At 32.4% G+C, this 13,127-nt stretch carries 15 protein-coding genes, 1 pseudogene and 1 riboswitch; of the genes and pseudogenes, 9 read left to right on the forward strand and 7 right to left on the reverse strand.

Annotation, left to right across the window (positions count from 1 at the left end):
* Positions 1-45: 45 nt before the first annotated feature.
* Positions 46-1,734, reverse strand: coding sequence for a helix-turn-helix domain-containing protein (locus ACZZ9T_RS14985; RefSeq protein WP_463442755.1), 1,689 nt, complete (start codon positions 1,732-1,734; stop codon positions 46-48).
* A 299-nt stretch (positions 1,735-2,033) separates the two neighbouring features.
* On the opposite strand from ACZZ9T_RS14985, the gene ACZZ9T_RS14990 reads away from it, so the two are divergent.
* The 3 genes from ACZZ9T_RS14990 (at position 2,034) to ACZZ9T_RS15000 (ending at position 4,085) form a co-directional block, all read left to right on the forward strand.
* Complete coding sequence (locus ACZZ9T_RS14990) at positions 2,034-2,264, forward strand: hypothetical protein (protein WP_463442756.1); 231 nt, start codon at positions 2,034-2,036, stop codon at positions 2,262-2,264.
* Between the two features lie 307 nt (positions 2,265-2,571).
* Positions 2,572-3,369, forward strand: a complete 798-nt coding sequence (locus ACZZ9T_RS14995) for a hypothetical protein (RefSeq protein ID WP_463442757.1) — start codon at positions 2,572-2,574, stop codon at positions 3,367-3,369.
* 38 nt (positions 3,370-3,407) lie between these two features.
* Positions 3,408-3,587: riboswitch (cobalamin riboswitch) on the forward strand.
* 114 nt (positions 3,588-3,701) lie between these two features.
* Positions 3,702-4,085, forward strand: a complete 384-nt coding sequence (locus tag ACZZ9T_RS15000; protein WP_463433557.1) for an acyl-CoA thioesterase — start codon at positions 3,702-3,704, stop codon at positions 4,083-4,085.
* An 83-nt stretch (positions 4,086-4,168) separates the two neighbouring features.
* Here the strand turns inward: ACZZ9T_RS15000 and ACZZ9T_RS15005 are convergent, their stop codons facing one another.
* Positions 4,169-4,759, reverse strand: a complete 591-nt coding sequence (locus tag ACZZ9T_RS15005; RefSeq protein ID WP_463442758.1) for an HD domain-containing protein — start codon at positions 4,757-4,759, stop codon at positions 4,169-4,171.
* 256 nt (positions 4,760-5,015) lie between these two features.
* On the opposite strand from ACZZ9T_RS15005, the gene ACZZ9T_RS15010 reads away from it, so the two are divergent.
* The 6 genes and pseudogenes from ACZZ9T_RS15010 (at position 5,016) to ACZZ9T_RS15035 (ending at position 9,557) form a co-directional block, all read left to right on the forward strand.
* Complete coding sequence (locus ACZZ9T_RS15010; RefSeq protein WP_463433563.1) at positions 5,016-5,345, forward strand: PadR family transcriptional regulator; 330 nt, start codon at positions 5,016-5,018, stop codon at positions 5,343-5,345.
* 12 nt (positions 5,346-5,357) lie between these two features.
* Positions 5,358-7,082: a PspC domain-containing protein gene (locus tag ACZZ9T_RS15015; RefSeq protein WP_463442759.1), complete on the forward strand. Its 1,725-nt coding sequence runs from the start codon at positions 5,358-5,360 to the stop codon at positions 7,080-7,082.
* A 303-nt stretch (positions 7,083-7,385) separates the two neighbouring features.
* On the forward strand, positions 7,386-7,979 hold the full coding sequence (locus ACZZ9T_RS15020; protein WP_463442760.1) for a 1-acyl-sn-glycerol-3-phosphate acyltransferase: 594 nt from the start codon (positions 7,386-7,388) through the stop codon (positions 7,977-7,979).
* A 160-nt stretch (positions 7,980-8,139) separates the two neighbouring features.
* A pseudogene (locus tag ACZZ9T_RS15025) lies at positions 8,140-8,573 on the forward strand (PaaI family thioesterase).
* A gap of 14 nt (positions 8,574-8,587) precedes the next feature.
* The gene (locus tag ACZZ9T_RS15030) at positions 8,588-9,001 is read left to right on the forward strand and encodes a chorismate-binding protein (protein WP_463442761.1); all 414 of its coding nucleotides are present in this window, start codon (positions 8,588-8,590) and stop codon (positions 8,999-9,001) included.
* Positions 8,970-9,557, forward strand: coding sequence for a chorismate-binding protein (locus ACZZ9T_RS15035; RefSeq protein WP_463442762.1), 588 nt, complete (start codon positions 8,970-8,972; stop codon positions 9,555-9,557). The genes ACZZ9T_RS15030 and ACZZ9T_RS15035 overlap by 32 nt, the downstream gene beginning before the upstream one ends.
* Before the next feature lie 181 nt (positions 9,558-9,738).
* On the opposite strand, the gene ACZZ9T_RS15040 is transcribed toward ACZZ9T_RS15035, so the two are convergent.
* The 5 genes from ACZZ9T_RS15040 to ACZZ9T_RS15060 form a co-directional block, all read right to left on the reverse strand.
* Entirely contained in the window at positions 9,739-9,930 is a 192-nt protein-coding gene (locus ACZZ9T_RS15040; RefSeq protein ID WP_463433573.1) for a hypothetical protein, read from the reverse strand.
* 3 nt (positions 9,931-9,933) lie between these two features.
* Positions 9,934-10,536: a MarC family protein gene (locus ACZZ9T_RS15045; RefSeq protein ID WP_463433575.1), complete on the reverse strand. Its 603-nt coding sequence runs from the start codon at positions 10,534-10,536 to the stop codon at positions 9,934-9,936.
* Between the two features lie 44 nt (positions 10,537-10,580).
* Positions 10,581-12,317 (reverse strand): BatD family protein, encoded by a 1,737-nt coding sequence (locus tag ACZZ9T_RS15050; protein ID WP_463442763.1) that lies wholly within the window; start codon positions 12,315-12,317, stop codon positions 10,581-10,583.
* Complete coding sequence (locus ACZZ9T_RS15055) at positions 12,317-12,439, reverse strand: hypothetical protein (protein WP_463442764.1); 123 nt, start codon at positions 12,437-12,439, stop codon at positions 12,317-12,319. The genes ACZZ9T_RS15050 and ACZZ9T_RS15055 overlap by 1 nt, the downstream gene beginning before the upstream one ends.
* A 136-nt stretch (positions 12,440-12,575) precedes the next feature.
* Positions 12,576-13,052, reverse strand: coding sequence for a tetratricopeptide repeat protein (locus ACZZ9T_RS15060; RefSeq protein WP_463442765.1), 477 nt, complete (start codon positions 13,050-13,052; stop codon positions 12,576-12,578).
* Positions 13,053-13,127 lie beyond the last annotated feature (75 nt).

A 13,127-nucleotide genomic window follows, 5' to 3' on the forward strand; every position in this document is an offset into this window, starting at 1 on the left:
ATCTACTTTTTATACATATAAGATATTTGAAATAATTATGATTGATTAGATATCATTCTCTACTTCCTTGATTCTTTTTTTAATAAAATCTACAGGACGTATTCCGTTAATTTCGAGGAATATATTTGAAAAACTCTGTCTGTTACTAAAACCTGATGCTGAAGCCACATGTTCAATAGAATATTTTCGCCACTCTTTATCATGGTAAATTTTTTGAGTGGCATAATTAATTCTCAATACATTAATATATACACTGAAGTTACTTCCTTTATATTCATTGATAACCTGAGAAAGATATGATGTATTGGTTTTGAAATATTCTGCCAGCTTTTTGAGGGTAAGACCTCTTTCAAGAAAACCTTCATTAGCTTCAAAATCGCTGATATCTTTAAGTAGTTTTTCAACAATATTCTGATCTAGTTTGACATTTTTACTGACATCAAATGTTAGCGTTTCTACTACCGGTTCAGAAGACTTTTCATTTTCGATTTTAAGCAAAAGTTCATTATATTTTTCCTGAATCTGTTTCTGCATTCTGTTTCTGTAAAACATTATACAGCCTAGCAAAATGATAATGATTGCGCAAATCAGCAATAAGACAAAACCATAAGAATTGGTTTTTTCTAAATTTTCTTTAACCTCCAAAAGCTGCTTTGTGTCATAATCTTTGTAGATACGAGTGGAAAGATATTTGAAATCGGATGCAATTACACTATCAACCTTTAAAAGCTGATTGGTATAATATAACTCATTTTCAGGACTATTTTGTTTCTTGTAATAATTGATGAGTTCTTCATAATTACTTCTCAACTCAGGTAATATAAACTGATGTTTATTAAAAATGGAGTCTACTTTTTTGTAATTTGCTACACCCAGTTCCCGCTTCCCAACATTGGTATAACTTTTACCTTTATAAAAATACACATATGAAGCCCAGGTAAAGTCATTTACCTTAAGAAGACCCGGGAGTGATAATTCAAAATTATTAATAGCTTCTGTATATTTTTTCTTGGAAAAATCTAAAACACCTTTACTTTTTTTAAAATAACTGTCTTCTAAGCTGAAATCTTTACTTTTAGGAGTTGCTGCTTCTGCGAGATTTAATAATTTTTGTACTTCATCACTCTTTCCTAAAGCCTGATAACATATAATTGCTTGATGAAGAGAATTAAGATACCCTTTTTTATTATTATAGATTACATTTTCATGAAAATCACCATTCGCATTAATTTTAAAATAAGCAATACATTCCTTAAAAATCTCCAATGCTTCATCATAATAACCCAAATAACTCTTGATTACCCCTATATGATAAAGATTCTGATACTTTAAAAATTCATTTTTAGAATCCTTCAGATATTCATAAGCAGTAAGATATTCATTAAGAGCAAGCTGAAATTTTCTATAATTGAAATAATAAATAGCACCCTTACTTAAATAAGCATCCCCTATGAGATCATTATTACCAGACGTTTTTGCTGAAGCCACAGCACTGTCTGCATATTGTATTTTATGATCTTTAGAAAATAAAATAGCATCTTTATATGCCTGAAAAAGTTCTGAATAATTCTTCTCTGATTTTGCTTTTTTGATATATTGATCTAAATAAATAAATGCCTTTTCATCATTTTCTTCATATCCCCAATATTTTTTTCTGAACCCAGAATAAATATCCTGCGCAAATAAAAATGACACCATCAAGCAGAACCATACTGAAAGTATTCTTTTTACCATTGAATATTTATCTGTGAAAATCATAGCCAAAAATAAGCAAATTCATCTATTATTACAATCTTCTCAATAAATAAAAATAATAAGATTCTTATATTGGTAAAAAATTGAATTTTAGATATGTATAAACCAATATGCGTAAATATTTATAAATTTTTACGGGGATATATATAAAAAGATTTGATATAATGTTGCAAAATGAGAGATACATCAATATATTTGTATCGTAAAATAAAATCAACCCAAAAACTTTAAATATTACCCACATGGTACAAAAATATTTTTTAATCGCAGTTTTTCTAATGAGCATTTGTATAGTATCTTGTCGACAAGATGATGAATTGCAATCAGTAAAACAAGAGTCTGTAGAATTTTCTTTGAAAGAAGCACTTCCAGAAGATGAAAACCCTTACTTTGGTAAATCCGATTCTACAATTTCAGGAGATATAACACCAACAGATCCTCCTAAAAATGGAACACACTGGAGAATGAGGCAAGATTCTATTATTGTCGGAGTTTCTGATAATCCTTAAATTTAAAGGAATTAAGAAAAACTAATATTACCAATAGATTAACAACTTATACATAAAAGAGCAGAATTGTTAAAAGTTCTGCTCTTTTATTTTTAGAAATAACTTACACTTTACAAGAAATCAACGAATCAAATAAAATACACTTATTACAAGATCGGATTTATATTGATTAAATAGTAAAAACTATCATCAAGCAGAGTTTCATAAACTCCTTAAAATCTGTAAAATATTTAACAGAATTGAAGAGATTTAATTACCTTAGAAAAAATATTAAATTTATATCTTTGAGCTATAAATATTCTTTATAATGACTTTTATAAACAAAGCAATTTATTTTTCGGTATTCTGTATTTTCTCTCTTTCATTGTTTTCTGCACAGAACAAAGTGCCTTTTGGTGTAGTAAAAGCTGAAGAAGGCTACGCAATGGTAAGAGTACATAAAGAAGATTATAGAAAAATCGTTGATAAAATAAGAATGAAGAGAGGTGACGTTTTCGTTTATGTAAAGCCCGCACCAGGAGAAACTGAATGGATATGGATTCAATATCCCGAAAAAGCTGAAATCGAAAAACCTTTTGTAAGATACGACAGTCTTAACAAAGAAGGTATGGTAAATAAAAACAGAATTGCATTTATTGACCAGCTGCCACATTTCACACCTTCAAAATCAAAAAACGGAAAATCACTAATCTTTACTGATAACAGTAATTCGAAAATACCTGCTGCACAAAGAAGCAAAGTTGTAATTGATATATACCCCTCTAATGCTGGTTTTCGCAAACAGGTAAAAGATCCAGATGGATATATCACAACTATCGACAAAGTAAAACCATGGGGAATTGATAAAGAATTACCAACCGGAATGACCGAAATCAAATCAATCAGAGTGCAGCAACCCGGAAGAGGTTCTGTTTTTGTAAGAGAAGCGATTAAAAATATGTTCCAACCTACGATGGATTTTGACAACATCGGAGTTACTTCTATTGACGAGGATCACATTTTTCTTTACATGATCAATGGTTCAGGAGCAAACAGATATACTACGCTTTGGACCATAAAAGAAGGGAAAGTAATCAGCCAGATTATTTTAAAAAATCCTGAATAATTCATCTATTTATCATTATTTTTGTACTTGAAAAGAATTTAGCTTTTCAGGAAATTGGTTCTGCCTAACCGCAGATGAAAAGGGAATCGTGTGAAAATCACGAACTGTCGCGCAACTGTAAGTACCTGTAGTCTTTATCAAAATCCACTGTACAAAAGGTATGGGAAGGAGATAGAGATGGTACAAGTCAGGAGACCTGCCTATTTTTTTAAACAAAAAAACTTTCGCGATTTGAAGTTTATTGATCTTATGGCATATTCAGGAAATTCTATGTTCCTGAACGGTTTGTTTGCTTCAATACATTTCATTTTCGCTTTAATTAATAATGAAATATGACTACAGAAGAAAGAATTGAAACTTCCGAAACCCGAATTTTCAAAGCGGTTTTCCCTAACACAACCAATCATTACGACACCCTTTTCGGTGGTACTGCCATGCAATTGATGGATGAAGTTGCATTTATTACAGCAACACGTTTCGCAAGAAAACGAGTGGTAACCGTAAGCAGCGATAAAATTGACTTCAAAAAGCCTATTCCAGCAGGAACGATTGTTGAGTTAATTGGAAAAGTTTCACACGTAGGAAAAACAAGTATGAAGGTGAATGTTGAAATCTACACCGAGCAAATGTATTCCTATGAAAGAGAGAGGGCAATTGTGGGGGATTTTACTTTTGTAGCGATTGATGAATTTAAGAAACCAATCCGAATACTATAATTTTTAAGAGGTTTCGGCGGGCCTTTGGCCCGCCGAAACTATTTTCATAGAATTTATCCAATCTGTACTTTCTGTGAGAAACTCTACCTCAAAACTTTTTCCGTTTCAAGATTTTTAATCATTAAAAACTGAAAAGCCTCACCCATTTCGTCAGAAGCTCTGCTTATTGCATTTTCGAGAATATTTCTTACCTGTTTTTCAGTTACCGCAGCTTCTGTCCAACTTTTTCCTGAAGTATGAGAATTGAGAATGAAAGGCATTATTCTATCTATGGCGCAGGCAAAAATTGCATCAGGAGTTTGCCCTTCTTCAAATTCTAACCAAAGATTAAAAAATTCTGAGCGTAATGGTTCATCAAGAATTCCGAAAATATTTTGAGCAGAAAGTTTTTCTCTTTCAAATTTCCCAACCATTGCTACTTCATCAAAAAGAAAGGTGTCACCAGCTTCAATTTCTACCAGATCATGAATAGAAAGCATTCTGATCACTCTCAGCAAGTCAATGTCTGCGTTGTTTTTGGCATATGGAAAGAGAATTTGAGCAAGAATAATAATTTGCCAGGAATGTTCTGCCGTATTTTCTCTTCTTGAGTCGTCTGCGTTGTAGTTTCTTCTTTGCACGTTTTTTAGAGCATCAACGGCGATAATAAAATCAATTTCTTTTTGAATTTTCATTTAACAAAAATAAGATTTATCATTAAAACCCTGATTTTAAAAGCAGATTTGAATAAAAAAAAGTTTTATAAAATTTAAAAACAAAATTTATTAAACTGGTTATCAGCATATTAAATAATTAATTAAAATAATTTCACTACTTTGTATTGCATATTACCATTTTAATTACATATCTTTGTAATGTAGAATCGGAGAAGGTTTAACTAGCTAGAAATCTAAACCGGTTTTATATAACTCAAAACAAAACTTATTAAAGATGAATACTGAAAATACCAAAGCGCAAATGCGAAAAGGGATTCTGGAATTCTGTATTTTAAGTCTTATCAACAATCGCGAAATGTATGTTTCTGATTTAATAGATGAACTGAAAAAAGGAAAACTGGATGTTGTGGAAGGAACCCTCTACCCTCTTTTAACAAGATTGAAAAACGGAGAATTTCTTTCGTACAGATGGGAAGAATCTACAGGAGGACCACCAAGAAAATACTATCAGATCACAGAAAAAGGCAGCACTTTTTTAACTGAACTGCAAAATACCTGGAAAGAATTGACAGATTCTGTCAATCAAATCACTCAAAAAATTTAAAAAAACAAAGCTATGAACAAGACACTCTCAATAGGACTCGCAGGTTTTTCTTTCACAATAGAAGAACACGCATATATAAAGCTAAGCGATTATCTTAACGCATTGAGAAGCTCATTGGAAGCTTCTGAAGCAGACGAGGTAATGCACGACATAGAAATCAGAATGGTTGAAATCTTCAGAGATACGTTAGGAAAACGTGAAGTAATCAACGATAGTGATGTAGAAAGAGTAATTGCTCAGATCGGTTCTCCGGAAAAAATAGAAGAACAGGAAGAAGCTTATTACTCTGAAAAAAATACCCACTCAAACAAAAATAACTTCTCAGGAAATACATACACTGATAAAAAACAACTGTTCCGTGATCCTGAAAGACAAAAAATCGCAGGAGTTTGCGCAGGTTTGGCTCACTATGTAGGAATGGATATTACTGCAATGAGAGCCATCTGGTTAGGAATCTTCGTTCTTGGGATTTTTACAGCAGCAATTTCTTCTTCATTAATAGGTTTACTCTATATAATCTTATGGATTGTTTTGCCAAGAGCAGAAACAGCAGCAGATTTTTTGAAAATGAAAGGAAAGCCTATGAATTTTGATAATCTTAAAAATGAATCTAACAAGCTGGTTCAGTTTGCTAACGAATCTACACAAAGAGTCGGTGAGATCTATATCGAGAATAAACCGTATATCAACAATGCAGGAAGCGGTATCTGGAATGTAATTCGTTATTTCTTAGGAGGAATTTTTGCGCTCATGTCATTCGGTTGTCTTATCGGTGTATTTGTAGTTTTCGGTTTCATGGGAAATGACAGCTTCCCTCCTATCAACGAGATGGATTTCTATTTTGACAACGACGGAATGAAATATGTCCTGATGATTATGATTGTTTTAGGAAGTTTAATTCCTGCACTCCTATTTGGATTGTTGAGCATGAAATTAATCTCACCAAAAACAAAACTGAGAAATACAGGCTGGGTACTCGGAGCATTGATTCTGTCTTTAATCGCTGTTTCTACTTATTTTGGAATCAGCATGGCAAAAAAAGATATGTTCTTCAAAGGTTATAAAGAAGATACAGAAGAAGTAGCAATTCCTACAACCTCAGACAGCATTTATGTTGATGTAAAACAGATTTCAGTGCCTCAAAACTTTAAAGGTTATGATGACGATTTGTACTCAGATAAAATAAACGTATTTGAAAAAGACTGGATTGACGTTGAGGTTACTAGAATAGCAAATATTCAGACCCCTTATTTAATAATCAAAAAAGAGGCAAAAGGATATAATGTTCCATTGAATGTAAGTGTACCTGTTGAAATCGTTGGCAATAAAGTGATACTTCCGAATTACATTAAATATCCTTACGATCATCGTTTCAGAGATTACAGCATCAATTATGAGTTGGTAATTCCGCAAAATGCAGTGGTAATTCCTTTGAAAAAAGATCAGATCAACTTTGATGGCGATACTGATGGAAACGGAATCAACGACAATGAAGAAGAAGATAATGAGGATAAAACAGGAAATATTTCTATAGAAAAAAATAAAATATCGATCAACGGTTCTACAATAGAATACAGCGATAACGACAGAGACAGCGTCATCATCAACGGAAAGAAATATCAAAAAGACGAAGCTGAGAAAATAATGGATACAATGAAGATGAACATTGGTAAAGTAAAAGATGTTGATATTAAAATAAAAGACGGTAAAAAAGAATTTTCTATTAAAACCAAATAATAAACTTGAGAGAGTGGCTGAAGGTGTGGATGAATAACAACAGTTTGAAACCCACACTCTTCTACTCTCAAAGAAATACTAAAAACTTTCAATAATTAGTGGTTTATATCTCAAATTATTCTTATATTCGTAACAAATTAACCAACACAAAAAAAAACATCAGACCATGGTACAACTAGTTTTAGAAATTGCAGTAAAAATCGCAGATTTAATCAGCGGATTATTTTAAGAGCCATAATATTTCAATATATTTGTAAAGTATAACCACACAATGGTTATACTTTTTCGTTTTAAATTTATATCATGAAAAAGCTAATAGGCAAATTATTATTAAAAATGCTGGGTTGGAAAGTCGTTCTTCAGGGCGATGTCAACAGTCTCAACCGTTGCATTCTTGTTGTAGCTCCCCACACTCATAACATGGAATATCTTTTGGGAAACCTTGCCTATTGGACTTTAGGAAAACCTTTAAAAATCATTATCAAAGATGCGCATACCAAAGCTTGGTACGGATCTGTAGTGAGAGGTTTGGGAGGAATCGGCATCGACAGAAGTCAGAAAAATGACCTGATCAATTTTGTGGCAAACGAATTTAAGAAGGATGATTTCAGTCTTGTAATTACTCCGGAAGGTACCAGAAGCTGGGTTCCAAAGTGGAGAAAGGGTTTTTACCACATGGCTTTGGCAGCAAAAGTTCCTATCGTTTTAGCGGCTGGAGATTTTAAAAGAAATATTGTTTACTTAGGTTACACAATTCCGTATGAAAGATTAGAAGCTGCTTCTTTTCTTGAAATCATGGAAGAAATTCAAAATTATTACATCAAATATGACATCGGACCAAAAATTCCTTCAAACTGGAATCCGAATATCATAGGAAATGATGAAGTTAGAAGTTAGAAGTTAGAAGTTAGAAGTTAGAAGTTAGAAGTTAGAAGTTAGAAGTTAGAAGTTAGAAGTTAGAAGTTAGAAGTTAGAAGTTAGAAGTTAGAAGTTAGAAGTTAGAAGTTAGAAGTTAGAAGTTAGAAGTTAGAAGTAAAATTACTCATTACAATACATCATGTACACAGAAGGCAAAACAAAAGAAGAAATTTTAGAATTTATAAACAATTGGGGAGAAGATACTTTTGCAAAAACTCTTGATATACAATTTATAGACCTTGATCTGAAAATGAAACTCTAACCGCTACCATGCCTGTTTCACCAAAAATTCACCAGCCATTCGGCATTATGCATGGCGGAGCAAGCTGTGTTCTGGCAGAAACGATGGGATCAAGCCTTTCTAATATTTTCATTGACGGAAATAAATATTTCGGAGTGGGAACCAATATCAATTCCAACCACTTACGGAGCAAAAAAGATGGGATTGTAACTGCTGTTGCAAGATTCATCAGAAAAGGCAAGACGATGCACGTTTCTGAAATAGAAATCCGGGATGAGAAAGGTCAGTTAATCAATCACACCACGATGACCAATAATATTATCAGTAAATAATATTTGAAAAATCAATGATTTACTTCAAATTTCCATTTAACGAAAAGCTCTATTCTATAGACAAAAATTCAGCTAAAAAAACAGTTATTTTCAAGTCTTTTGACCAATCTAAAACTGTTGATTTTAATGGAAACATTATTGAGGTAAACAAAATAAAGAAACCATTTTCCGGCATATTCCTAAAGAAAGACGAAACAAATTTTTTAGCGGAAACTCATGATGAATATTTAGAAAAACTTCAAAAGGTCATTGATGTTATCAGAGAGAATGAACTTCCGAAATTGGTACTTTCACGAAGAAAAATTGTAAAAGATATTAATGAAATTAATTTAAGAGAAAGCTTTGAAAATTTATGTAAAGCTTATCCCAATGCATTTAGATATATTTTCATTAAAGATGAACACTCCTGGAATAGGTGCTTTTTCTGAAGTTTTAGGTAAACTTAATAAATCTACCTACGTGTTTGAAACGATGAGCTTAGCGGGAACCATTCCGGTATCTGAAAGCTGGACTGATAAAGAAATAGAAGAACAGAAACCTGTATCATCATACATTAGAAATGTTCTTGAAAAATTTAGTTCAAATTCTGAAATTTATGAGTCGGAGACTTACGATCATATTTCAGGAAATATCAAGCATTTAAAGACCGATTTCAGATTGAAAATAAACCCCGATGATCTTGATTCTATCATCAATGAACTTCATCCAACGCCCGCTGTTTGTGGAATCCCAAAAGATTTTTGTAAAGAAAAAATTTTGCAGTTTGAAAAATTCCCAAGAGAATTGTACGCCGGATTTATCAGAATTGAAACTGAGGATTTCATCCAATATTTCGTGAATTTACGCTGTGCAAAATTATACAGCGATGCAGTACATCTTTTTGTAGGGGGAGGAATTACCGTTCAAAGCAATCCGGAAAAGGAATGGAGAGAAACTGAACTGAAGTCTGAAGCAGTTCTAAAAAACCTTTCTTTTAGAAATTAATATATATTTAATAAATTTCAAGTTATAATCTACCTTGTCATTTCTAGATTCATCCATAAGGGTAAAAATGATGTTGATTACAATTGATCGTATGATAGCGTGAGTACATAAATACTCTTTAAACATAAAAAAATCCTCTCTCAGAAACTGAAAGAGGATTTATATTTTATATAAGAAAAGGTTATTTCTTTCCGATCTTACTCCATGTATTCATGATGAAAAGTAAAAACAATCCGACAACACCACAGATAATTGAAATTACATATTTCATATTATCTTCTGACGAAATCTCAGAATGCCAATCTATTGCGTAAATATTAATTGCAATAATTACAATGAAAACGATTAAAAATACTTTATAAAACTTCTGCATGACTTAAAAATTAATATAATTCTGCACCAACTGTGCAAAGTTTGCTGTAAATAATTTAATTGAAATTGCCAAAAGGATGATCCCGAAAACTTTCTGAAGAATTGACAATGTCGCCTCTCCCATTTTCTTTTCTAACCAAGGAGCTGATTTCAGCACCAAATATACGAAAATTGTATTGAGAATAATCCCCAGAATGATATTGATGTCATGAAATTCTGCACGCAAAGACAAAGTAGTCGTCAAAGTTCCTGCACCTGCAACCAAAGGAAACGCAATGGGAACAATTGATGCAGCTTTAGCTTCTGTGGTTTTATTGATTTCAATTCCTAAAATCATTTCTAAGGCGATGATAAAAATGACAAACGCTCCTGCAATCGCAAATGAATTAACATCTACTCCAATAAATTTTAAGATTTTATTTCCTACGAAAAGAAAAACAATCATGATCAAACCGGCTGTAACTGATGCTCTCTTCGCTTCAATCTGTCCGAATTTCTGCTTTAAGCTTACAATAATCGGAATCGATCCGATGATATCTATTACCGCAAAAAGAACCATAAAACACGTTACTGTTTCTTTAAAAGAAAAGTCTTGAAGAACTTCCATTATTCAATAATTATTAATTTCGCAAAAATACGAATAAAAAATGATTATTTACTAATCTGAGAGTAGAGATTGATTATATCTTTTAAAAGTTCACCAATTCCGTCTTGTGATTTTACAGGAGTATATTTTTCGATTTGAATTCTCTGAGACAAATTTCTATATTCTTCCGCTACAGAACTTCCATTCTGCTTCTCAAGGAACTGTCTGAAATCATCTTTAGAAACCTGATGATATTGATTTCTGACTTCAGAATCCAACTCCTCAACTGTTATGAAAAAATGATTAAAATTTTGATCATCCTTTAAGTTTTCCAGGGATGTAAAATAATCTCCTATATCAGTTTTAAAGTTTTCTCTGATTTCTCTTTCAGTTTCTGCGACAGAACCTAATGGTTTTGGAGCTGTTGTTTCTTTAATTATAATACGTTTTTTTTGCCAATTTTTAAATAATAAATAAGCAATAAATAAAGCTGAAAGAATTCCGACATTGATTAAAAGAACCTCCCAATTGAATCGTTTTTTTTCTTTTACTTTGAAAGTTGTAGTCTTCAGAACCGGACTGTTTACGGTTTCCAACAATGTATTCGTATATTCATTGACTTTTTCAACTGTTGTACGAGCTTCAAGAACCTGGTCGTGAGAAAATGCTGTAAGACTTAAAATTTCCTGGCCAAGATCTACATATTCTTTTTCTGCAGGATTAAAGAAAGCAAATTCTTCAGTTTTGATATTAAGTATACCTGATTTATTCGGAATTAAAACATAATTTGCCAAAATGTATCCTTTCATCCCCTCTATTCCTGCGCTGACTCTTGAGGTAATTTTAGGAGCAAAAACTTCATAATCCGGTGAACTTTCTATTTTTGGCAACTGCATGTCTGCCAAATTACCTTCTCCTGAAACTTTAAGAATCACATTAACTGGCTTTTTAGCCTCAATTTTTTCTTTAGATTCGTGATAGATATCAACTTTGAAATTCCCGACAGCATTTTTAAAAGATTCCGGTGAACCTTCCGGAAGCTTCTTAACATTAAGTTTGATTTTATTAGAAGTGATTTTATTTTTGCTGGTGTAAGAATTTACCGAAGCTGAAACCGGTGGCACCTCAACATATCCCGACTCATTAGGAAAAACAATAAACATCGCTAAAATCTGTGAAGGCATATTACCATACCCTGAAGGATCAATAGCAGATTTATGATAATTTACAGCGTGTATATTCATATTTTCCTGCTCAGGAAAATGTAGATGTTTGACTTTTCGGAGATTATCTATATTTTTAGAATAAACCCTTAAAACCGCAACAGTAGCTTGATTCTGATATACCTCTTTATCCTCAATTTCCATATTGAGATAAACATCATTATCAGCATTTCTTGCAATAGGTTTTTTTTCAATATCACGGATAAAAATGTCGAACGGCTCAGTTTTATAAATTTTATTATTTATAGTTACCAATACAGAACCAATTCTAATCTTCCCTTTCTGCTTCGGCTCTAAAGCAATTCTTGTAATATATTGATCTACTGCAACATTAGATTCCGGATCTCTGACAGCCTGACTGAAAGATCCGTTTCCGATCATATTAAATTTAGATAAATCTGGTAATCTCAATTGACTTTGCTGTACCAAATCATCACCATTTAACTCTAAAATGATCGTAAGATTGACAATATCTTTTCCGTTGTAATCACTTTTATCAGGTTTCATTGTAAGTTCAACCTGTCCGTAAGTAATTACGGACACAAAAGTTAACAGTATATAAATCAATTTTTGTTTCATCACCAATCTTTTTCGTTGCTTTGTGGCATCGAATAAGTGTTTTTATTTAAAATTCTTTTGGCGGTTTCTTTTTCTTTTTCACCAACTTTATTCAGGATCGCATTTTCAAGATCTTTAGGCATTTTCCCCTGATTATTTTTATTCTTGTCCGGTTGATTGCCTTCAGGACTGTCGCCTTCATTTTTCTCCCCTTCTCCTTTATCTTTAGAATCGCCTTTTTGATCTTTATCTTTTTGCTGATCTTCACCTCCGCCGCCTTTACCAGACTTTCTCGTCTTTATTTTTCTTCTGCTGATTTTCTTTTTCCTTTAGTTTAGCAATTTCGAAATTTTTTCTTGTTGCTTCATTGTAAGGATCCTGCTTCAGCGATTGCTTATAAAAATCAGCCGCCTTCTCAGGCTGATTCATCTGCATGTAAGCATTTCCCAGGTTGTGCAAAGCTGCAGCTTTATCCGGAATGGTTTGGGAAAGGCTTTGTGCTTTTTCAAACTCTGCTTTTGCCTCTTCGTATTTTTTGCTTTTATACAAAGCATTTCCTAAGTTATAGTGCGCAGTAAATTCTTTCTCATTAGATTTTACAGCTTCCATGTATTTTGAAGATGCTCCTTCGTAATCTTTGCCGTTGAATTTCTGATTACCTTCATAAACCAAATTCTTGTAACTCTTCTGCCCAAACAACGTGCCTGAGAATGGGAAAAGTATCATCAACGATAAAAATAAAATTTTAGTATTCATCTATTGCAAAATTATTCCTTTATATGTTAAGAAACAGTCTGTTATTTGTTAAAGTTGGGTTAAAGTATTCACAGA

The sequence above is a fragment of the Chryseobacterium sp. AC417 genome (assembly GCF_979258215.1).